18 protein-coding genes, 4 tRNA genes and 1 pseudogene are annotated in these 22235 nt (G+C 53.6%); 18 read left to right on the top strand and 5 right to left on the bottom strand.

Annotated features, from left to right (window positions below):
- Positions 1-2 precede the first annotated feature (2 nt).
- The 15 genes and pseudogenes from wzzE to HMPREF3119_RS18120 all read left to right on the top strand — a co-directional run bounded on the left by wzzE (position 3) and on the right by HMPREF3119_RS18120 (position 12387).
- Complete coding sequence (gene wzzE / locus HMPREF3119_RS18190; RefSeq protein WP_070580487.1) at positions 3-1058, top strand: ECA polysaccharide chain length modulation protein; 1056 nt, start codon at positions 3-5, stop codon at positions 1056-1058.
- A gap of 108 nt (positions 1059-1166) precedes the next feature.
- Positions 1167-2297: pseudogene (gene wecB, locus HMPREF3119_RS18185) on the top strand (non-hydrolyzing UDP-N-acetylglucosamine 2-epimerase).
- On the top strand, positions 2294-3556 hold the full coding sequence (gene wecC, locus HMPREF3119_RS18180) for a UDP-N-acetyl-D-mannosamine dehydrogenase (protein ID WP_032099214.1): 1263 nt from the start codon (positions 2294-2296) through the stop codon (positions 3554-3556). The pseudogene wecB and the gene wecC overlap by 4 nt, the downstream one beginning before the upstream one ends.
- Positions 3547-4626, top strand: coding sequence for a dTDP-glucose 4,6-dehydratase (gene rffG / locus HMPREF3119_RS19225; protein WP_210388508.1), 1080 nt, complete (start codon positions 3547-3549; stop codon positions 4624-4626). Before wecC ends, rffG begins: the two co-directional genes overlap by 10 nt.
- A gap of 9 nt (positions 4627-4635) precedes the next feature.
- Positions 4636-5517 (top strand): glucose-1-phosphate thymidylyltransferase RfbA, encoded by an 882-nt coding sequence (gene rfbA / locus HMPREF3119_RS19220; protein WP_004234406.1) that lies wholly within the window; start codon positions 4636-4638, stop codon positions 5515-5517.
- Positions 5495-6220, top strand: a complete 726-nt coding sequence (rffC, locus tag HMPREF3119_RS18165; RefSeq protein WP_070580484.1) for a dTDP-4-amino-4,6-dideoxy-D-galactose acyltransferase — start codon at positions 5495-5497, stop codon at positions 6218-6220. Before rfbA ends, rffC begins: the two co-directional genes overlap by 23 nt.
- Positions 6207-7337 (top strand): dTDP-4-amino-4,6-dideoxygalactose transaminase, encoded by a 1131-nt coding sequence (gene rffA / locus HMPREF3119_RS18160; protein ID WP_015422324.1) that lies wholly within the window; start codon positions 6207-6209, stop codon positions 7335-7337. Before rffC ends, rffA begins: the two co-directional genes overlap by 14 nt.
- Position 7338: 1 nt before the next feature.
- Positions 7339-8592, top strand: coding sequence for a lipid III flippase WzxE (wzxE, locus tag HMPREF3119_RS18155; protein WP_004234409.1), 1254 nt, complete (start codon positions 7339-7341; stop codon positions 8590-8592).
- On the top strand, positions 8589-9677 hold the full coding sequence (locus HMPREF3119_RS18150) for a TDP-N-acetylfucosamine:lipid II N-acetylfucosaminyltransferase (protein WP_004234412.1): 1089 nt from the start codon (positions 8589-8591) through the stop codon (positions 9675-9677). Before wzxE ends, HMPREF3119_RS18150 begins: the two co-directional genes overlap by 4 nt.
- Positions 9674-11029 carry an ECA oligosaccharide polymerase gene (gene wzyE / locus HMPREF3119_RS18145; protein ID WP_004234414.1) on the top strand — a complete coding sequence of 452 codons (1356 nt, stop codon included), beginning with the start codon at positions 9674-9676 and terminating at the stop codon, positions 11027-11029. The genes HMPREF3119_RS18150 and wzyE overlap by 4 nt, the downstream gene beginning before the upstream one ends.
- Positions 11030-11038: 9 nt before the next feature.
- Positions 11039-11800 carry a lipopolysaccharide N-acetylmannosaminouronosyltransferase gene (gene wecG / locus HMPREF3119_RS18140; protein WP_004241325.1) on the top strand — a complete coding sequence of 254 codons (762 nt, stop codon included), beginning with the start codon at positions 11039-11041 and terminating at the stop codon, positions 11798-11800.
- 146 nt (positions 11801-11946) lie between these two features.
- Positions 11947-12023: transfer RNA gene (locus HMPREF3119_RS18135), tRNA-Arg, on the top strand.
- A gap of 66 nt (positions 12024-12089) precedes the next feature.
- Positions 12090-12165: transfer RNA gene (locus tag HMPREF3119_RS18130), tRNA-His, on the top strand.
- Positions 12166-12201: 36 nt separating this feature from the next.
- Positions 12202-12288 (top strand) — tRNA-Leu (locus HMPREF3119_RS18125).
- A gap of 22 nt (positions 12289-12310) precedes the next feature.
- Positions 12311-12387, top strand: a tRNA-Pro gene (locus HMPREF3119_RS18120).
- Positions 12388-13177: 790 nt separating this feature from the next.
- Here the strand turns inward: HMPREF3119_RS18120 and HMPREF3119_RS18115 are convergent.
- Genes HMPREF3119_RS18115 through hemC form a run of 4 tightly spaced genes read right to left on the bottom strand, consistent with a single transcriptional unit; the run spans position 13178 to position 17459 of the window.
- Positions 13178-14386 carry a heme biosynthesis HemY N-terminal domain-containing protein gene (locus HMPREF3119_RS18115; protein ID WP_070580483.1) on the bottom strand — a complete coding sequence of 403 codons (1209 nt, stop codon included), beginning with the start codon at positions 14384-14386 and terminating at the stop codon, positions 13178-13180.
- Positions 14387-14389: 3 nt separating this feature from the next.
- Positions 14390-15763, bottom strand: a complete 1374-nt coding sequence (gene hemX / locus HMPREF3119_RS18110; protein WP_036418219.1) for a uroporphyrinogen-III C-methyltransferase — start codon at positions 15761-15763, stop codon at positions 14390-14392.
- 20 nt (positions 15764-15783) lie between these two features.
- Positions 15784-16521 carry a uroporphyrinogen-III synthase gene (gene hemD / locus HMPREF3119_RS18105; protein WP_036418218.1) on the bottom strand — a complete coding sequence of 246 codons (738 nt, stop codon included), beginning with the start codon at positions 16519-16521 and terminating at the stop codon, positions 15784-15786.
- Positions 16518-17459: a hydroxymethylbilane synthase gene (gene hemC, locus HMPREF3119_RS18100; protein WP_015422323.1), complete on the bottom strand. Its 942-nt coding sequence runs from the start codon at positions 17457-17459 to the stop codon at positions 16518-16520. Before hemC ends, hemD begins: the two co-directional genes overlap by 4 nt.
- Positions 17460-18132: 673 nt before the next feature.
- Here hemC and HMPREF3119_RS18095 point away from each other — a divergent pair.
- A complete protein-coding gene (locus HMPREF3119_RS18095; protein WP_004234427.1) occupies positions 18133-20733 on the top strand; it encodes a class I adenylate cyclase in 2601 nt (866 codons plus the stop codon).
- A gap of 38 nt (positions 20734-20771) precedes the next feature.
- Here the strand turns inward: HMPREF3119_RS18095 and cyaY are convergent, their stop codons facing one another.
- Positions 20772-21089, bottom strand: coding sequence for an iron donor protein CyaY (gene cyaY, locus HMPREF3119_RS18090; RefSeq protein WP_049240806.1), 318 nt, complete (start codon positions 21087-21089; stop codon positions 20772-20774).
- A gap of 79 nt (positions 21090-21168) precedes the next feature.
- On the opposite strand from cyaY, the gene HMPREF3119_RS18085 reads away from it, so the two are divergent.
- Positions 21169-21360, top strand: coding sequence for an LPS translocon maturation chaperone LptM (locus HMPREF3119_RS18085; RefSeq protein ID WP_004234431.1), 192 nt, complete (start codon positions 21169-21171; stop codon positions 21358-21360).
- A 44-nt stretch (positions 21361-21404) separates the two neighbouring features.
- The gene (dapF, locus tag HMPREF3119_RS18080) at positions 21405-22229 is read left to right on the top strand and encodes a diaminopimelate epimerase (RefSeq protein ID WP_004234433.1); all 825 of its coding nucleotides are present in this window, start codon (positions 21405-21407) and stop codon (positions 22227-22229) included.
- Positions 22230-22235: the final 6 nt, after the last annotated feature.

The raw sequence follows: 22235 nt of genomic DNA, 5'->3' as shown, positions 1-22235 counted from the left end.
ATATGCGTTCAGAAAATACTCCGGACCCGCAACAAACGCAGTATGACCAGGAATTAGATATCCGCGCATTATTTATGTCGTTATGGCGCGGAAAATTATGGATAGCCGGGATGGCGGTTGTGTTTGCGCTGGTTGCATTGGGTGCCAGTTATTTTATGCAGCAGAAGTGGAATTCCACGGCGATCACGGATTATCCGACCGTTAATAATTTAGGCGGATATTATTCCCAGCAGCAATTTATGCGTAATCTGGACACGCATCTGAATGCCGCTCAGGAATCTGCAGGACTGCTGCCGATCCCGAATGAGGCCTACCAGGAATTTATTACCCAGGCGGCATCTTATGATCCCCGCCGTGATTTCTGGTTACAGACGGATTACTACAAGTCCCGCATGGAAAATGATGCCAAAGCAGATGCGGCACTGCTGGACGAAATGATCAATAACATCACGCTGACCCCGCGTGATGACACGAAGAAACTGGTGAATGACACGCTGACGCTGACAGCGGAATCTGCAGCGGACTCCGCGAAACTGCTGAGTCAGTATGTGGATTTTGCCAACGCGCGTGCGGCTCAGAATCTTAATGATGAGCTGAAAGGGGCGTGGGCAACGCGGTCACAGTCACTGAAAGCACTGGTCAAACGCCAGAAGATGGTGGCGGAATCGCTGTATCAGCGTGAAACCGGACAGCTGAAAAATGCTATCGCGGCCGCACAGAAACAGGGTATCAGCCGCAGCCGGACAGATGTGCCTGCCGACGAACTGCCGTCCTCCCAGTTGTTCCTGTTAGGTACGCCGATGTTACAGGCACGTCTGGAGACACTGGAAGCCGCCGGACCGGAGTTTGATAAAGATTACGAGCAGAACATTGCTATGCTGTCGACGCTGAATGTGGGTCCTGCGCTGGAAGATAACTTCCGCGCCTACCGCTATCTGCGGACACCGGATGAGCCGGTAAAACGCGACAGCCCGCGCCGTGCCTTCATGATGATTATGTGGGGCTTTATCGGTGCTCTGACCGGTGCCGGTGTGGCGCTGGTCCGCCGCCGTCCGTAACGGTTGCGGCAGAATAACCGGCCGGGGCGTTGTTCCCGGCCTGTTTTAAGGCGGGTAACCGCCACCGGCCGGAAAGCCGGATATCATATAAAATAAAAGAGACTCTCAGTGAAAGTATTGACTGTATTTGGTACCCGCCCGGAAGCTATCAAAATGGCTCCGCTGGTACATGCGCTGGCAGCGGATCAGGCTTTTGAGGCAAAAGTCTGTGTGACCGCGCAGCATCGTGAAATGCTGGATCAGGTATTACACCTTTTTGAGATCACACCGGATTATGATCTCAATATTATGCGCCCGGGACAGGATTTAACTGATATTACCTGTCGTATTCTTGAGGGTTTGAAGCCGGTTCTGGCCGACTTTAAACCGGATGTCGTTCTGGTTCACGGCGATACCGCAACCACCATGGCAACGAGCCTGGCGGCGTTCTACCAGCGTATCCCTGTCGGTCATGTGGAAGCCGGTCTGCGCACCGGAAACCTGTACTCACCGTGGCCGGAATAATCCAACCGCAAAATTGCCGGACACCTGGCGATGTACCATTTTGCGCCGACACAAAATTCACGCGAAAACCTGCTGCGTGAAGGTATCCGCGACAATCATATTTTCGTCACCGGCAATACGGTGATTGATGCGCTGCTCGCAGTCCGTGACCGCATCATGCAGGACAAAGCCCTGCTGGCGCAGCTGGATGCACAGTATCCGTTTATCGACAGCAGCAAAAAAATGATTCTGGTCACCGGGCACCGTCGTGAGAGTTTCGGCGGCGGGTTTGAGCGGATTTGTCACGCGCTGGCGGAAATTGCCACAACCCATCCGGAAGTTCAGATTGTCTATCCGGTTCACCTCAATCCGAATGTCAGTGAGCCGGTAAAACGGATCCTGCATGATATCAGCAATATTGTGCTGATCAGTCCGCAGGATTACCTTCCTTTTGTATACCTTATGAACCATGCTTATATGATCCTGACCGACTCAGGCGGCATTCAGGAAGAAGCACCGTCATTAGGTAAACCGGTTCTGGTGATGCGTGATACTACCGAACGTCCGGAGGCGATTGACGCCGGGACTGTTCGTCTGGTCGGCACTGAAACCGGCACTATCGTTCGTGAAGTAACGCGATTGCTGACCAATCCGGCGGCTTATCATGAGATGAGCCGTTCACATAACCCTTACGGGGACGGAAAAGCGTGCCAGCGTATTCTTGAAGCATTGAAAAACAATCAGGTGACATTATGAGTTTTGAAACTATTTCTGTTGTCGGTCTGGGTTATATCGGTTTACCAACAGCGGCAGCTTTTGCCTCCCGTCAGAAGAAAGTGGTTGGTGTGGATGTGAACCAGCATGCGGTTGATACCATTAACCGTGGTGAAATTCATATTGTGGAGCCGGACCTGGGCGCGGTTGTGAAAACAGCTGTGGAAGGCGGTTTCCTGAAAGCCTTCACCAAACCTCAGCCTGCTGATGCGTTCCTGATTGCCGTACCGACACCGTTTAAAGGTGATCACGAGCCGGATCTGGCTTTTGTGCAGTCTGCGGCGGAATCTATTGCCCCGGTACTGAAAAAAGGTGACCTGATTATTCTCGAATCCACCTCGCCGGTCGGTGCGACTGAGCAGATGGCAGAGTGGCTGGCAGCGGCACGTCCTGATCTGACTTTCCCGCAGCAGGCGGGTGAAGAATCGGATATCGATATCGCCTACTGCCCTGAGCGTGTGCTGCCGGGCCAGGTGATGGTCGAACTGATTAAAAACGACCGTGTGGTCGGCGGGATGACACCAAAATCCTCAAAACGCGCCAGTGAACTCTATTACATCTTCCTGGAAGGTGAGTGTGTCATTACTAACGCGCGCACGGCTGAGATGTGCAAACTGACCGAAAACAGCTTCCGCGATGTGAACATTGCGTTTGCGAATGAATTATCACTGATTTGTGCTGACCAGGGCATTAATGTCTGGGAACTGATCAGCCTGGCAAACCGCCATCCGCGTGTGAATATCCTGCAGCCGGGTCCGGGTGTCGGCGGCCACTGTATCGCGGTTGACCCGTGGTTTATCGTGGCGCAGAACCCGAAACAGGCCCGTCTGATCCACACTGCGCGTCTGGTTAACGACGGCAAACCACTGTGGGTTATCGATCAGGTAAAACAAGCGGTTGCTGATTGCCTGACTGAAACCGGCAAACGAGCCAATGAAGTGACGATTGCCTGCTTTGGCCTGGCATTCAAACCAAATATCGACGATCTGCGTGAAAGCCCTGCAGTTCAGGTCACCAAAATGGTGGCAGAGTGGCATGCAGGGAAAACTCTGGCGGTTGAGCCGAACGTTCATGAACTGCCGGGCAAACTGAAAGGTCTGACAGAGCTGGTTTCCATCGAAAAAGCGATTACTGACGCGGATATTATTCTGCTGCTGGTCGATCACACGCCGTTCAAAGGCATCCCGGGCAGCCAGATCCCGCAGAAATGGATTATCGACACCAAAGGAGTATGGCGTTGAAACGTATTTTAGTGACAGGCGGAGCCGGTTTTATCGGCTCTGCGGTTGTTCGTCATATTATCCGTGATACTGCTGACAGTGTGGTGGTGGTGGATAAACTGACCTACGCCGGTAACCTTGAATCACTGGCACCGGTGGCGGCTGACCCGCGCTATGCCTTTGAACAGGTGGATATCTGTGACCGCGCGGCGCTTGACCGCGTGTTCGCACAGTATCAGCCGGATGCGGTGATGCATCTGGCGGCGGAAAGTCATGTAGATCGCTCTATCGACGGCCCGGCGGCGTTTATCGAAACCAACATTGTGGGCACTTACACACTGCTGGAAGCTGCGCGCCATTACTGGACTGTACTGGATGCGGAGAAAAAATCCGCATTCCGTTTCCACCATATTTCCACCGACGAAGTTTACGGTGACCTGGAAGGGCCTGACGGCTTTTTCACCGAAACCACACCGTATGCACCGAGCAGCCCGTACTCTGCCTCCAAAGCCTCCAGTGACCATCTGGTGCGCGCCTGGCAGCGGACTTACGGCTTCCCGTCCGTGATCACCAACTGCTCAAATAACTACGGGCCGTACCATTTCCCGGAAAAACTGATCCCGCTGGTGATTCTCAATGCGATTTCCGGCAAACCGCTGCCGGTTTACGGCAAAGGTGAGCAGATCCGCGACTGGCTGTTTGTCGATGACCATGCCCGCGCCCTGTATACCGTGGTGACACAGGCAAATATCGGTGAAACCTACAATATCGGCGGCCATAACGAGCGCAAAAATATTCAGGTGGTGGAAACTATCTGTGAGCTGCTCGAAGAGCTGCATCCGCAGAAACCGGCCGGTGTCGCGCAATACCGCGACCTTATCACCTATGTGACAGACCGCCCGGGCCATGATCTGCGTTATGCGATTGATGCGGACAAAATTGAGCGCGACCTGGGCTGGTGCCCGCAGGAAACGTTTGAGTCCGGTATCCGCAAAACCGTGGAATGGTATCTGAATAATGAAACCTGGTGGCGCCGGGTGCAGGACGGCTCGTATGCCGGACAGCGTCTGGGACTGGGACAGGATAAGTAAGAGGCTGGTATGAAAGGAATTATTCTGGCGGGCGGCTCCGGAACCCGGTTGCACCCGATCACCCGCGGGGTGTCAAAACAGCTGCTGCCGATTTACGACAAGCCGATGATCTACTATCCGCTGTCCGTGCTGATGCTGGCCGGGATCCGCGAAGTCCTGATCATCTCAACACCGGAAGATCTGCCGTCATTCCGCCGTCTGCTGGGGAATGGTGATCAGTTCGGCATCTCTCTGAGCTATGCGGAACAGCCGTCGCCGGACGGCCTGGCACAGGCCTTTATCATCGGTGAGGAATTTATCGGTGATGACAGCTGCAGCCTGGTGCTGGGCGATAATATTTTCTTCGGCCATGCATTCAGCCCGAAACTGAAAAGTGTCGCAGCCCGGACGCAGGGCGCGACTGTTTTCGGCTACCAGGTGATGGACCCGGAACGTTTCGGGGTGGTGGAATTTGATGATGAATTCCGCGCGCTGTCGATTGAGGAAAAACCGGTTCATCCGAAATCCAACTGGGCGGTTACCGGATTGTATTTCTATGATAATCAGGTGGTTGATATCGCGAAGCAGGTGAAACCGTCTGAGCGCGGCGAACTGGAAATCACCAGTATCAACCAGATGTATCTGGAGCGCGGCGAACTGAATGTTGAGCTGCTCGGCCGTGGTTTTGCCTGGCTGGACACCGGTACTCACGACAGTCTGATTGAAGCCAGCACCTTTGTACAGACGGTTGAAAAACGTCAGGGCTTTAAAATTGCCTGTCTGGAAGAGATTGCCTGGCGCAACGGCTGGCTGAATGACGAACAGGTGGCAGAATCCGCCCGTCAGCTGGCGAAGACCGGTTATGGTCAGTATCTGAAGAATTTACTCCATGTCCGTCCGCGCCAGTATTGAGCATCTCGCCTGGGAAAGTGACTTTTTTGCCCTGAAAACGGCAAAACTGGCATTTTCCCCGGACGCAGCACCACTGTCTGCGGCAGATTTCGCGCCGTATGAGCTGGTGCAGGCCAAAATCAGTGCCGGGGATAACGCGGCACTGGACGGTTTATCGGCACTCGGCTTTTCCCTCGCAGAAAGTGAGGTGGATTTTGCATTGTCACTCAGGAGTGGCACAGAAAATGCAATGTCTGACAGTACACTCTGTTATGCGGATGAAACGGATATCCCGGTGATAAAACAGGCGGCGGCACAGGTTTTCAGCCAGAGCCGTTTCCGTGCGCCGTGGTACCAGCCGGATGACAGTGCCCGCTTTTATGCGGTGTGGGCGGAAAAAGCGGTACGCGGGACATTCGATAAAGATTGTCTGCTCATCCGCAATAAAAACAATGAGATTGCCGGGTTTGTCACTCTCCGTCAGACAGATGAACACAGCGCCCGTATCGGGCTGCTGGCGGTACTGCCGGGCAATCAGGGTCAGGGTATCGGCCTGAAATTAATGTCGGCGGCGCAACAGTGGTGTGCAGAACATCACTGCCGGGTATTACGGGTGGCTACACAGCTCAGTAATATTGCGGCAATGCGCCTTTATACAAAAAGCGGTGGTGCGGTTGACAGCACTGCCTACTGGTTATACCGAGGATGCAATGATTCCATTTAATAAACCACCTGTAGTCGGCACTGAAGTTGAATATATGCAGCAGGCCATGAAAAGCGGCAAGCTGTGCGGTGACGGTTCGTTCACCAAAAAATGCGAAGAGTGGATGGAAAAACGGTTCGGCAGCGCCAAAGTTCTGCTGACCCCGTCCTGTACAGCCTCACTGGAAATGGCGGCAATTCTGCTGGATATCCAGCCGGGTGATGAAGTTATCATGCCGAGCTATACCTTCGTCTCCACCTCCAACGCCTTTGTGTTGCGTGGTGCAAAAGTGGTATTTGTTGATATCCGTCCGGACACCATGAACATCGATGAAACCAAGATCGAAGCGGCTATCACGGATAAAACCAAAGCGATTGTACCGGTGCATTATGCAGGCGTGGCCTGTGAAATGGACATCATCATGGCGCTGGCGAAGAAATATAACCTCTTTGTGGTGGAAGATGCCGCGCAGGGCGTGATGTCAACCTACAAAGGCCGCGCGCTGGGCTCTATCGGCCATATCGGTTGCTACAGCTTCCACGAAACCAAAAACTACTCCTCCGGCGGAGAGGGTGGTGCCACTCTGATTAACGATCCGGCGATGATTGGCCGTGCGGAAATCATCCGTGAGAAAGGCACCAACCGCAGCGAATTCTTCCGCGGACAGGTGGATAAATACACCTGGCGTGATATCGGCTCCAGCTATCTGATGTCTGACTTACAGGCCGCATACCTGTGGGCACAACTGGAAGAAGCGGAAAAAATCAACGAGCGCCGTCTGGCATTCTGGCAGATTTACTATGATGCCCTGACCCCGCTGGCACAGGATGGCCTGCTGACACTGCCGGTTGTTCCGGAAAATCTGGAGCAGAACGCGCACATGTTCTACATCAAACTGAAAGATGTGGCAGAGCGCACCGCATTCAGCGAGTACATGAAAGCCAATGACGTGCTGACCGTATTCCACTATGTGCCGCTGCACAGCTGCCCGGCGGGTATGGAGTTCGGCCGTTTCCACGGTGAGGATATCTTTACCACCCGTGAAAGCGAGCGTCTGGTGCGTCTGCCGATGTTCTACAACATGACAGAAGAAGAGCAGCAGCGCGTGATCCACCTGATTAAGGGCTTCTTCGCGTAGTATGTCCCTCGCTAAAGCCTCTGTCTGGACCGCCGGCTCCACCCTGATCAAAATCGGGGCGGGGCTGCTGGTCATTAAATTAATGGCTCTGACATTCGGCCCGGCCGGTATCGGCCAGGCACTGAACTTCCGCCAGCTGATTACGGTGCTGGGGGTATTGTCAGGTGCCGGTATTTTTAACGGCGTGACCAAATATATCGCCGAGCACCGTGATGATGCGGAAAAACGCCGGGCGGTATTAGGTACGTCCTCAACTCTGATTCTGGTGTTTTCGACACTGCTGGCGATTGTGTTTCTGCTGTTCAGCAGACCAATCAGCATGGCGCTGTTTGACGGCAATGATGCCTATCAGGATGTTGTTGCGGCGGTGGCCTTTATCCAGATGGGTATTGCTTACGCCAACTATTTTCTCGCGATTATCAAAGGATACCGGGATGCGGCCGGCAATGCGCTGGCGCTGATCGCGGGCAGTCTGATCGGTGTCACGGCGTATTATCTCTGCCAGCGCTGGTGGGGCTATGACGGTGCACTGGCCGGGCTGGCACTGGTGCCGGCGCTGATTATTATTCCGGCTTTTGCCATGCTGCTGCGCCGCCGCCATTTCCCGCTTTCTGAGCTGAAACCGGCCTGGGATCGGGCGATTGCATCCCATCTGGGGAAATTCACCCTGATGGCGCTGATGACGGCGGTCACACTGCCGGTGGCGTATATCATGATGCGGAACCTGCTGGCCTCCCGCTACAGCTGGGATGAGGTGGGGATATGGGGTGGCGTGACCAGTATTTCGGATGCATATCTCCAGTTTATTACCGCGTCGTTTTCTGTCTATCTGCTGCCGACGTTATCGCGGTTACAGGCAAAGAGTGATATCCGCCGTGAGATCATCAAATCACTGAAATTTGTGTTACCGGCAGTGGCTGCGGCCAGTTTTATGGTCTGGCTGCTGCGTGATTTTGCTATCTGGCTGCTGTTCACGGATAAATTTACCGGCATGCGTGACCTGTTTGCCTGGCAACTGGTTGGTGATGTCCTGAAAGTGGGCGCTTACGTTTTCGGTTATCTGGTGATTGCCAAGGCCGCACTGCGGTTTTATATCCTCACGGAAGTGACCCAGTTTGCTTTACTGACGCTGTCCGCGTACTGGCTGATTCCGGCACACGGTGCCGTCGGCGCGGCACAGGCCTATATGCTGACATATATTATCTACTTCCTTTTGTGTTGTAGCGTATTTCTGATCTATTGCAGGCGAGCATGACAACTTTAATTCACGTTTTAGGATCTGATATCCCGCATCATAACCAGACCGTGCTGCGCTTCTTCAATGATGTGCTGGCACCGCAGCTGCCGCGTGAGGAAATGCCTGAATTTATGGTTGTTTCCACTGCCGGGCAGCTTCTGGCGCAATATCCCAACCTGGAACTGGATGTCTGGCCGGATAAAAAAAGCCTGGCGAATGCCGTCACAGCGAAAGCAAAACGTGACCGGCAGTGCCGCTTTTTCTTCCATGGTCAGTTTAATGCCCTGATCTGGCTGGCATTATTATCAGGAAAAATTAAACGTCATCAGTTTTACTGGCATATCTGGGGCGCGGATTTGTATGAGGATTCCCGTCAGCTGAAATTCAGACTGTTTTATCATCTGCGCCGGCTGGCGCAGAAGCGGGTCGGTCATGTATTCGGCACGCGCGGCGATTTAAACTATTTTGCTCAGTTTTGCCCGAAGATCCCGGCTGACCTGCTCTATTTCCCGACGCGGATGGATCCCTCTCTGACGGTTTTAACGCCGCCTGAGCCGCGTGGTGACGATAATATGATGATCCTGCTGGGTAACTCGGGTGACCGTTCAAACCGCCATAAAGAGGCGCTGACGCGCATTCATGAGCAATTCGGGGAGAAGGTGAAAATCATTATCCCGATGGGCTATCCGGAAAACAACGGGGACTATATTGCGGAAGTGGATGCTTTCGCGCAGCAGCTGTTCCCTCAGCAGCAGGCGGAGATCCTGAAAGACAAGATGGATTTTGATATCTATCTGAATCTGCTGAAACAATGTGACCTCGGCTACTTTATTTTTAACCGCCAGCAGGGGATCGGCACACTGTGTCTGCTGATCCAGTTCGGTATTCCGTTTGTGATAAGCCGTCAGAACCCGTTCTGGCAGGATATGACCGAGCAGCAGGTGCCGGTTCTGTTTTACGGTGATGACGTGACGCCGGACGTGGTGGCACAGGCGAGGGAACAGCTGTTCGCCCTCGACCGTGAAAAAATTGCCTTCTTCAGCCCGAACTTTGTGCAGGGCTGGGAGCAGGCACTGGCCGCTGCGCAGGAGACACAGGCATGAGTCAGTTTGATTTCATCGGGCTGTTTGCCGTCTGGTTTATCTCGCTGGCCTTTATTCTGCTGCTGACCTACCGTGAATTCCGCCGGGTCCGCTTCAGTTTTAATATCTTTTTCTCCATGCTCTATCTGCTGACCTTCTTTTTCGGCTTCCCGTTTACCTTTGCGCTGGTGTTCCAGTTTGATGTGCAGGTGGTGCCGCCGTCCGCGCTGTTGCAGGCGCTGCTGGCGTCAGTCAGTTTCTATGCTATTTATTATGTGGCGTATAAAACCCGGCTGCGCAGACCTGACGCGGTTTACAGCGGTACGCCGCTGTTTTCCATGAACAAAACAGAAACCCGGCTCACCTGGCTGCTGCTGGCGGCGATTGCCGTCGCGACTGCCGGTATTTTCTTTATGGAAAACGGGCTGCTGCTGTTTAAACTGAAAACCTACAGTCAGATTTTCTCGAGCCAGGTCACCGGCGTGGCGTTAAAGCGCTTTTTCTACTTCTTTATCCCGGCGATGCTGGTGGTGTTCTTCCTGAAACCCACATTCCAGCGCTGGATTTTCTTCCTGATCACCACGGTGGCGTTCGGGATTATGACCTATGTGATTGTCGGCGGTACCCGCGCCAACATCATTATCGCGTTTGCGCTGTTCCTGTTTATCGGCATTGTGCGCGGCTGGATTTCGCTGTGGATGCTGGTCAGTGCCGGGGTCTTCGGCGTGGTGGGCATGTTCTGGCTGGCTCTTAAACGCTACAGCCTGGATGTCAGCGGGGCGGAAGCGTTTTATACGTTCCTCTATCTGACCCGCGATACCTTCTCGCCGTGGGAAAACCTCGGCCTGCTGCTGAATAACTACGACAAAATTGAGTTCCAGGGGCTGGCGCCGATTATCCGTGACTTCTATGTCTTTATCCCGTCCTGGCTGTGGCCGGACCGGCCGGATACCGTACTGAATGCGGCAAACTATTTTACCTGGGAAGTGCTGAACAACCATTCCGGGCTGGCGATTTCACCGACCCTGATCGGCTCGCTGGTGGTGATGGGCGGCTTCTGGTTTATTCCGCTCGGTGCAGTGGTGGTCGGGTTGATAATCAAATGGTTCGACTGGCTGTATGAGCTGGGCAAACGGGAGACAAACCGTTACAAAGCGGCCATTCTGCATGCATTTTGTTTCGGCGCGATATTTAACATGATTGTGCTGGCCCGCGAAGGAATGGACTCATTCGTTTCCCGCGTGGTGTTTTTCTGTCTTATTTTCGGCTTTTGTCTGGTGGTGGCGAAATTACTGTACTGGCTGTTCGAAACGGCCGGACTTATCCGCCATTATGTGATTTCAAAGGGCAAACGCACCCGTCTTTCATCGTAAGGAATTAGCATGGAACCGTTATCTTCTGATGCCGGCAGCGCGGAAACTATCCCGCAGTATTCTATCCGTAACCACCCGATTCAGGGTTTCCGGAATCAGGCGCATTTTCTGGATTATCTGTTTAAGGACGGACAGATCAGAACCGGTACGCTGGTAGCCATTAATGCCGAAAAAGTTATGACCGCCGAACAGGATGAGGCGCTGCACACACTGCTGAGCAACGCGGAATATCTGTATGCGGACGGGATCAGCATTGTCCGTGCTATCCGCCGCAAATACCCGCAGGCGGATGTCTCGCGGATTGCCGGGGCGGATTTGTGGGAAGGGCTGATGGAACGCGCCGGGCAGGAAAACACGCCGGTGTTTCTGGTCGGCGGCAAGCCGGAAGTGCTGGCGGAAACCGAAGCCAAACTGAAAGCACAGTGGAATGTCAATCTGGCGGGCACGCAGGACGGTTATTTCACCGCAGAACAGCGCGATGCCCTGTTTGAGCGCATCCGCGACAGCGGCGCAAAAATTGTGACAGTGGCAATGGGCTCACCGAAACAGGAAATCTTTATGCGCGACTGCCGTAAAATCCACCCGGATGCCCTGTATATGGGCGTGGGCGGTACTTACGACGTCTTTACCGGTCATGTGAAGCGTGCGCCGAAGGTGTGGCAGAACATGGGACTGGAGTGGCTCTACCGCCTGTTATCACAACCGACCCGCTTCCGCCGTCAGTTAAAACTGCTGAAATTTCTGGGTTATTACTACGGTAATAAATTATAACTGCCCCTGTCCGGGCGGCTTTTTGCGGGAAAATGCTCTCTTTATCAGCAAAGCGGGCAAAGACTGAGCAAACAATACATTTGTGAAAAAAAGCACTGGACAGACGGATGAGAAATCCGTACTATCCTCTCCCGCAACGGCGCAAAGCGCCCGTAGCTCAGCTGGATAGAGCGCTGCCCTCCGGAGGCAGAGGTCTCAGGTTCGAATCCTGTCGGGCGCGCCATTATGCGTGTAAGAGTTACGGTATAGTATTTCGTTGTTGTAAGTAGTAAAATGTTGCGATGTTATGGTGGCTATAGCTCAGTTGGTAGAGCCCTGGATTGTGATTCCAGTCGTCGTGGGTTCGAGTCCCATTAGCCACCCCATTTAATAACATGTAACATGACTGTAGTGATGAACCTGCGAGGGTGGCGGAATTGGTAGACGCGCTAGCTTCAGGTGTTAGTGTTCTTACGGACGTGGGGGTTCAAGTCCCCCCCTTCGCACCATCATCATGAAAAGTCAGCCTTTCGGCGAGTAGCGCAGCTTGGTAGCGCAACTGGTTTGGGACCAGTGGGTCGTAGGTTCGAATCCTATCTCGCCGACCATATTCAGAGAAAACCCCGCTTACAGCGGGGTTTTTTCGTTTCTGCGGTTTCTGTTTTTTCCTGTCCTGCTTTTCTTCCGGCTGTCGTTCCGCAGCTGATTTTTGTTTCTTTTGTGCTGATGCTAATGTGGTGTTCAGGCAGACAAAAGCACACGCGTTTTCCGTAAAACCGCCGCTATTGGTGGTATCTGACAATTTCGATATAAATCATTATGTTATGATTATTGTATAGATCCGGCGACAACGGGCATAATGCATGTCGCCAAAATGAGACATTTAATATATTGATATATAACGATTTAAATAATGCTGTCAGAAAACGTCGCAAAACAGAGACACTGCGGACAGATTTGCATCAGTGATTGATAAGCAGAAGGCAGGATAAAAAAAATAAACCCACGGGAACCGTGGGAGATCGAGAAGGCGTAAAAGTTGGCACGTCTTGTGCATTACATCAGGGTGTAGATGCTCATCTCATTTCTTATGTTTGCGTAAGCTTCATAAACCCGGAGATGACGCAGAGCTAAATTCGGTGCCTATTGTCCGGGTTATCGATGTAAAAGATCCCGAAATCTTTACATCACCAACAGGACGTAACGTTGAGTGAGGCACCATCCGTCTGTAGACCTGATTGTATTTTATACACCTATCGTTTCGCGATAGGTGTTTTTTTATGTCTCATTCTTGCCATCAATAATGTATTCCGTCAATCCCTTTTAATGATGTTCCGGCATAAAAAAAGCCAATCCGGCAGGATTGGCTCTGTGTGATAAAAAAGAATCCGCCTGTGCTTATTCGCGGGGCGTTTTTTCATCCGGTAACGTCAGGGTATTGAGCAGGGCATTACGGCGGATCATGGCAGATTCCTCATACTTTTTCTGCTTATCCAGCACATCGGCCAGCCAGGCGGCATCATGCGTGTCCTGACGGGCGCTCAGGGCAGATTTAAAGTATTTCTCCGCATCTTCCCAGCGTGTTTCCTGCATGGCTAACTGCCCGAGGGTACTGTTGAGCAGCGGCTGATCCGCATCTTCCTTCTGCATCTGGTTCAGCACCTTGCGGATGGCTTTCGGATTGTCTGTCCGGATCTGCGGCAGCAGCATCAGCAGGCGCTGATCTTTCTGACGCTTCAGTCCGTCGAGCACCCCCGCTTCTGCATCCGCCATATCATCACCGGCGATAAAGTGCTGCACGGCCGCCACGGCCATCTCCGGATTGTGGCGCAGATGGCGGCTGAGATTTTTCCACCAGTGACGCAGGGCATCGCTGCCGTCCTGATCCGCAACCTGCTGCATCATACCGAGCCAGGCACGGATTTCAGTCTGTTCGACCTGCTCATCCGTAAATTCGCCGGATTTTTTCATCTGCGGCAGAATGGCGATCAGGGATTTCCAGGCACCGGAGCGCGCATACACCTGTTCCGCCAGGCGAAGTACTTCCGGATGGCGCGGTGCGACTTCCAGCAGATTGTCGATAGCGGTTCTTGCCGCCGGAATTTCATCGCGGCTCAGCAGAATACGGGCGCGGGTGATATCCACCGGTAGCTGATGGCGCCCGGCCAGCTCGGAAGCCCGCTCCAGATACTGATTGGCGCGGAGATTATCGCTGCGCTGCTGTGCTGCTTCCGCTGCCAGCAGATAGTTGACCAGCGGTTGCTCGGCATTATCTGCACTGCGGCTCAGTAATTTTTCCACCTGACGGAAATCCCCTTCCGCCAGTTTGAGCAGCGCATCGTTGGTCAGCGCACGGGCGCGGTTGCGTTTATGACCGCCAAACCAGCCGAGGGTGCGGGAGCTGCCGCTTTTCAGACGACGCCAGCACCAGCCCAGCAGCATCAGAACCGCCTGAAGTACCAGGAAGATGATGATCAGGCCGGTGACACTGGTTTCAATATCAAAATTATTGGTCTGGATCAGGACATAACCCTGATGTCCGGCCATCAGCGGGCCGACAATAATCCCGGCAATCAGGATAAGAAACAGAATAAAGACTTTAAACATCTGTTATCCCTCCTGTTGCGGTGCCGCTTCCGGCTGTGCCGGTGCAGCAGCAGGTGTTTCCTGCGGTGCCTCAGCCGGTGCCGGCGGCGGGGTTTCATCGTTGAGCAGGCGGCGGATGCGGGTCTGTACCAGTTTATCCAGCAGCGGCTGGCTGGTCAGGCTGTCCGGCGCACTCATTGAGATCGGCTGGGCGGCCAGCGCATCCACTTCGGCCAGGAAGGCGGCGTTGGTCGGATCGCTGTCAGAGAAATAGGCACGGACCCAGGTGGAGACCGCATCCAGTGACTGTTTGTAGCTCTCTTCCTGGTGACGCGGCACCGCCTGAGCGGCGATCAGCAACTGGGCGCGGATATTCTCACGGACATAAATGTCCTGATTCGGTGCCAGCAGCGGAGCAGAGGTGTTGTCACGGCGGCGGATGGTGATGAAATCACTCATAAACCCTTTCCAGCTTTTGGTCAGGTTAGTGCGCCAGTCCGCGACGGAGGAGGTCAGCCCTTCACTGTCACTGCTGTCCATCGGCGCGCCGTCACGGCTGCCGTCATCCAGACGCAGATTATCCACCTGACCGGCAAGCTGGTTCAGGCGCAGGATCGTGCCATCAAAATCGATCTGACTGACGGCGGAGAGTGCCGTAATGTCATTACGCAGTGCGGTGCGCACATCCAGCAGACCCGGATCGTTCATTTCGGCGAGACTGGCATCGGCATTTTTCAGCAGTACCATCGCGGTGACCACATCCTGGTCATTCCACAGTTTGCGCTCTGCCATTTTGACCAGGAAATCCGCCTGGGCCAGCAGCCAGCTTTTCACATCGGTACTGGACAGCGCGGTGACACGGCTGCGCAGTAAATCCAGCTCGTGTTTCAGAGCCTCTTCCTGCTGCTGATGCTGTGTGCTGAGCGCAGACTGCTGCGCGATAAATTCCTGCATCTGTTTTTGTGTCTGCTGTTGTTCCTGCTGCAGCTGCGCCATCTGAGATTTCAGTTGTGCATTTTCCGCTTCCAGGTTTTTCGACAGGGTCTGAGTACCGGCCTGTGAGGCATACCAGACACCGCCGCCGATCAGCAGGATAACGGCCAGAGCGATAGCACCGCGCAGAAAGCCGGAGGGCTGTTCTTCCTCAGCGGCAGGCGGGGTTTTCCGTGGCTGCGGCGCTTCCGGTGCCGGTTTCGGCGCGGTATCAGCCGGTTTGCTGTCAGCCGCCGGTGTTTCCGCCGGTTTTTTATCAGACGCCGCTTTGTCAGTGACGTTTTTTGCGGTCGCTTTTTTCCCGGCAGTTGTGTCTTTTTTCTCTGCCTGCGGATCAGTACTGATTACGGCATCCTGTGTCTCAGGTACATCAGCCGATCCGGGTTTTTTTTCGTGTTCCGTCATTCGTGGCGTCCCATGTCTGTTCATTGAAGAGCCTGAAGTAAGGCTTCATTATCTGCACCGGCGGCGACATCAATATTCTGCCAGCCCAGTGATTGTGCGATAGCTGCCAGTCTGTCACTGACAACAATAATCCGGCATTGCAGCAGCCAGCCGAGGTGCGCGGCCGGTATCAGCTGCCGCAGCAGGTGCAGCATTTCGCCGCTGGTCACGACCAGCGTCTGAACCTGTTGCTGCTGCCACAACAGGGCGCATTCCCCGCCGTCGTAATTTACGGGTTCGCGGCGGTAACATTCACAGTAATCCACCACTGCGCCCCGTTCGCGCAATGTCTGTGCCAGATGCTCTCTGCCGCCGTTACCGCGCAGCAGAAGTGCGCGGCGGCCGGTCATATCCTGTAAGTCCGGCAGGGTCAGCAGATGTTCGCTGGTTTCCCCGCCGGGCATAAAGGCGGCGGGTAATCCGGTCAGTTGTTCAAAGCAGTTAGCGGTTGACTGACCAATCCCATAATAGCAAAGCTTATCAGACCACAGGTAATTCTGTTGAATAAGCTGTTCATTTGCGTGATAAACCGCATTCTTTGACAGCAGAAAAAGGGCATCTCCGGGAGAAAGTGCCTCTGTTTTGGCAATCAGCAGCGGCAGCTCATGTCCCGGGGAAATACGGATGAGCGGGGCAGAAAGGGCATCCTGCCCGCGTGAGCGCAGGGCGCTGACCAGGGCTTCACCGGCCGGTGAGGGACGGGTGACCAGGATGGTCATGCAGGCGTGTGCCCCTGATAGACTTCCGTCAGGATAGCCCGTGCGCCGTTATCCAGCAGTTCCTCTGCGAGAGAAACCCCGGCAGCAGCGGCATCCTGCGGGTCGCACAGGCGTTCACCGCGGACAATTTCACTGCCGTCCGGTGCGCCGACCAGCGCGCGCAGCCAGATTTTATCCCCCTGCCAGATAGCATAACTGCCGATAGGCACCTGACATCCCCCTTCCAGCCGGGTATTCATGGCGCGTTCAGCGCGGACACAGATATCGGTCTGCGCGTGATTCAGGGCGCTGAGTAAAGAGCGGGTGCGTTCATCATCCAGTCGGCACTCAATCCCGACCGCACCCTGACCGACAGCGGGAAGGGACTCTTCCGGCGGCAGCGCACAGCGGATGCGTTCATCCAGTTTCAGGCGCTTCAGCCCGGCAACCGCCAGGATAATCGCGTCATAGTCGCCGTTATCCAGTTTGCCCAGCCGGGTGCCGACATTACCGCGCAGGTCACGGATCACCAGATCAGGGCGGCGTTCGCGCAGCTGGCACTGACGGCGCAGACTGGAGGTGCCGACGATACTGCCGGGCGGCAGGGCATCCACACTGTCATAATGGTTGGAAACAAAGGCATCGCGCGGGTCTTCCCGCTCACAGATAGTGACTAATCCCAGTCCGTCCGGGAAATCGACCGGGACATCCTTCATGGAGTGCACGGCGATATCCGCCCGGTTTTCCAGTAATGCCAGTTCCAGTTCTTTGACGAACAGCCCTTTGCCGCCGACTTTCGCCAGCGGTGTGTCGAGAATAATGTCACCTTTGGTGACCATCGGGACGAGCTCGACGTGCAGCCCGGGGTGGCGCAGTTCCAGTTCCTGTCTGACAAATTCGGCCTGCCACAGTGCAAGCGGGCTTTGACGGGTGGCAATACGCAGAGATTGAGTGGTCATGATAATTATCAGGGATCCTTGTCTTTTTATCCGGTGTTTTTTTATGTGAAACATAGCCGGAAAAATAAGAAAAACTGCCTTTGTTTTATCATTTTGCTGATAATTTTTCCAGTTACGTGACGAGACCTGCCCGGCAGATAACAACGAAAAAAGACGATCAGTGAATAAATAGTCTCAGGCGGGTGGCAGGAGTCTGTCAGTAAATAATTAAAACATATTTTAAATAATAAAAATATTTTGCAATTATAAAATTGTATTAATTAAATCGATTCAATTTAAATAACTATTTCATAGCATTATTAAAATAAATAAAAACGCCCTGAGTGAGTAAGCAGCATTACTTTTTCGGTTAAAAAGTGTACAAAAACAGAAACACACCGGTTTTCCCGAATATTTCCTTAGATTTTTTGTGTGTATCCCGGTGATTTTCAACGAAAATATATATTTTACAATTAGTTATCCGGCTAATAACAACTTTGAGTAATCGTGCCTTTTTTAGTGCGAAGCTTTACCCTTTGGCCCGAAGGTGTTAGATTGATCACGTTTCCGGCAATTTAACTTTGGTTCGATTCTTATCATTTTTCAGTATTACCTTATCAGTCTGTATTCATACACGTATAAAGCCGGGCATCAGGTCGTTTCCAGTTACATGAAATAACATCAGGCGAATCCTTTGTATCTTTATATTGAAACACTCAAGCAGCGTTTGGATGCAATAAATCAGCTCAGATCTGAGCGCGCGACCATCGGGATGAGTCGTGCGTTTAAAGACGTGTACAGTCTGCTGCCGGTACTGCTGCATCATCACCATCCGGATATGCCGGGCTATGTGCCGGGTAATGTGCCGCACGGTGTCTGTTTCTGGGCGTCCGATGATTACCAGTCACACTGGCTGGCGGAGTTTTCCCGTCAGCACGGAGAGTGTCTGCCGTGCAATGCCGGCGGCGAACTGCCGATTACCGGTATCTATTCCATGGGCAGCACCTCGTCTGTCGGCCAGAGCCACTCTTCTGATCTCGATATCTGGGTCTGTCATCAGTCCTGGCTTGATCACGATGAAAAACAGAACCTGCGCCGCAAATGCACACTGATTGAAGAGTGGGCAGCCGCAAAAGGTATCGATGTCACTTTCTTCCTGATCGATGAAAACCGTTTCCGCCACAATGCCAGCGGCAGCCTCAACGGTGAGGACTGCGGCTCGACCCAGCATATTTTACTGCTCGATGAATTTTACCGGACCGCCGTGCGGATGGCCGGTAAGCGTCTGCTGTGGACCATGGTTCCGGCAGAAGAAGAACATCACTATGATGAATATGTTCTCTCCCTTTATGCGCAGGGTGTATTAACCCCGAACGAGTGGCTGGATCTGGGCGGTCTGGGCGAATTGTCCGCGGAAGAGTACTTCGGTGCCAGTCTGTGGCAGCTCTATAAGAGTGTGGATTCCCCGTATAAAGCCGTGATCAAAAGTTTACTGCTGGAAGCTTACTCGTGGGATTACCCGAACGGGCAGCTTCTGGCAACTGAGTTTAAAAAGCATCTGCATGCCGGTGAGATTGTTCACCACGGCCTGGATGCTTACGCGATGATGCTCGACCGCGTCACCCGTTATCTGAAAGCTATCAATGATGAAACCCGCCTTGATCTGATCCGCCGCTGTTTCTACCTGAAAGTGTGTGAGAAGCCACCTGCGGATGTCAGTGAACGTGCATCATGCGGTTGCTGCGGCTGGCGCTGCCAGGTACTGTCTGAGATGGTGAAAGGCTGGGGCTGGTCCCCGGAACGGCTGGCGGTGCTGGATCGCCGTAATGCCTGGAAAATTGAGCAGGTGCGGGATGCGCACAATGAGCTGCTCGACACCATGATGCAGAGCTACCGCAACCTTATCCGCTTTGCGCGCCGCAATAATCTGAGTGTCAGTGCCAGCCCGCAGGATATCGGGGTGCTGACACGGAAACTGTATGCCGCTTTCGAGGCGCTGCCGGGGAAAGTCACCCTGGTCAATCCGCAGATTTCGCCGGACTTGTCAGAAGAGAATCTGACCTTTATTTATGTTCCGCCGGGCCGCGCTAACCGCAGCGGCTGGTATCTGTATAATCAGGCACCGACAATCCATACCATCATCGGCCATCAGCCGCTGGAATATAACCGCTATCTGAATAAGCTGGTCTCCTGGACTTACTTCAACGGCCTGCTGACTGACAGAACCCGCGTCTATATTCATAACGGTGAGTCACACTGCGACGAGCAAAAACTGCACGAACTGGTGCATGATGTATCGCAGAATTTCCCTATCCGCCTGCCTGCCCCGACACCGCGTGCGCTGTACAGCCCGTGTGAAATCCGCCATCTGGCGATTATTGTCAATCTGGAGCAGGATCCGACCGCAGATTTCGCCGAGCAGGTCGTGCATTTTGATATGAGCAAGCTGGATGTGTTCAGCTTCGGTCAGGAGCAGAAATGCCTGGTCGGCAGTATTGATCTGCTGTACCGCAACTCCTGGAATGAAGTGCGCACACTGCATTTCAGCGGTGAACAGTCGGTGCTGGAAGCCCTGAAAACCATTCTCGGCAAGATGCACCAGGATGCCGCACCGCCGTCCGGCGTGGAAGTATTCTGCTACAGCCGCCATCTGCGCGGGCTGATCAGCACCCGCATCCGCCAGCTGGTTTCCGAATGTATTGAACTGCGCCTGACCACCAACCGTCAGGATCCGGGCCGCTTTAAGGCACTGCGTCTGGCCGGTCAGACCTGGGGGCTGTTCTTTGAGCGCCTTAACGTCTCGGTGCAGAAACTGGAAAATGCTGTGGAATTCTACGGTGCGATTTCCAACAACAAACTGCGCGGGTTTCCGGTGAAAATCAGCACGGAAACCGGTCATCTGCCGGATGTGGTGGACGGCTATGCCAGTGAGGGGATTATTCAGTTCTTCTTTGAAAACCGTGATGATAACGGCTTCAATATTTATGTGCTGGATGAATCAAACCGGGTGGAAATCTATTCCGGCTGTGAAGGCAGTAAAGAAGACCTGATCCGGGATGTCAGCCGGTTCTATTCTTCTTCCCATGACCGCTTCACTTACGGTTCAAGCTTTATCAATTTCAATCTGCCGCAGTTTTATCAGATCCTGAAAACGGACGGTAAAACACAGGTTACGCCATTCCACAGCACGATGTTCTCTCAGCCTGTTGCGGAAGAGCCGCGTGATACCGCGTATCCGGATTTTCATGCGGATGTCCGGCCGTTACAGTATCAGGCCGCCGGGCAGCGCGGCTGATATGCGACGGCACAGAACCTGTGCCGTCAGTCTGACTCTCAGAAGCTGAACGGTTCGCCGCTCTGCTCGCTGATGGCCTGTGCCAGCATGGCAAACAGCTCGCCGCTGCTGCGGTCACAAATCCATTTATCTGATTTCAGATCAAAATGATAGCCGCCGTTACGTGCCGCCAGCCAGATCTGATGAAATGCTTCCTGCTTGTTGATGATAATTTTTGAGCCGTTTTCAAAGCTCAGGGTCATCACACCGCCGTTGGTTTCGCAGTCAATATCCGCATCACCGTCGTAATCATCTAATTTTGCTTCAATATCCTGCAACAACGCATCGGCTGTCCGGTGAAATTCTGTATCGTTCATCGTCATTTCCTATTTGCTTTTCGACATCTAACTGCGATTATAGAGGGTATTGACCGATGATTAACAGGCATGACTGTAAATGAAGAAAAAAATGATCTGTGCGGTATCCGCCGTGATGCTGCTGACCCTGTCCGGCTGCGGACTGAAAGGCCCGCTTTACTTCCCGCCGGAAGAGCCTGCCGCCGCGAAAAGCGCGCCTGCAGCCAAGCCTGCGGCAGAGCAGTCTGCTGTGCAGACTGACAACGCTGAGACCGGCAAAACGCAAAAATGACCACCGGATAACCCCGGTTACTGAGGCGTAAACAGGATCTGAACATGCAGTTCACCAAAATGCACGGCCTGGGTAATGATTTTATGGTGGTGGACGCCGTCACCCAGAATATCTATTTTTCTCCGGAGCTTATCTGCCGTCTGGCAGACCGGCACACCGGTGTCGGCTTTGATCAGCTGCTGGTGGTGGAAGCGCCCTATGACCCGGAACTGGATTTTCACTACCGCATCTTTAACGCCGACGGCAGTGAAGTGGCGCAGTGCGGCAACGGCGCGCGCTGTTTTGCCCGGTTTGTCCGCCTCAAAGGGCTGACCAACAAACGGGATATCCGTGTCAGCACGCAGTCCGGACGCATGGTGCTCACGATTGCCGATGATGACAATGTCCGCGTGAATATGGGTGTGCCGGAGTTTGAACCGGCGCTGGTACCGTTCCGCGCGGTCAAAGAAGAGAAAACCTATATTATCCGCGCCGCTGAACGCACGGTTCTGTGTGGTGTGGTGTCGATGGGCAATCCGCACTGTGTTATCCAGGTGGAAAGCACGGAAACGGCGGAAGTTGAGGTTATCGGCCCTGTTCTGGAAAGCCACGAGCGTTTCCCGGAGCGGGCAAATATCGGCTTTATGCAGATCCTGTCGCGTGACCATATCCGTCTGCGCGTATACGAGCGCGGTGTCGGTGAAACACAGGCCTGCGGCAGCGGCGCCTGTGCGGCGGTTTCTGTCGGGATCCGCCAGGGCCTGCTGGCTGAAAATGTGCAGGTGGATTTACCCGGCGGTACCCTGTTTATCAGCTGGGAAGGTGAGGGAAAACCCCTGTTTATGACCGGCCCGGCCACGCATGTATATGATGGTGTTATCCATCTTTAATCATCA

Origin of the sequence: Morganella sp. HMSC11D09 (genome assembly GCF_001807955.1) — a bacterium.
Taxonomy (GTDB): domain Bacteria; phylum Pseudomonadota; class Gammaproteobacteria; order Enterobacterales; family Enterobacteriaceae; genus Morganella; species Morganella morganii.
This window is presented reverse-complemented; position numbering and strand designations above follow the sequence as displayed.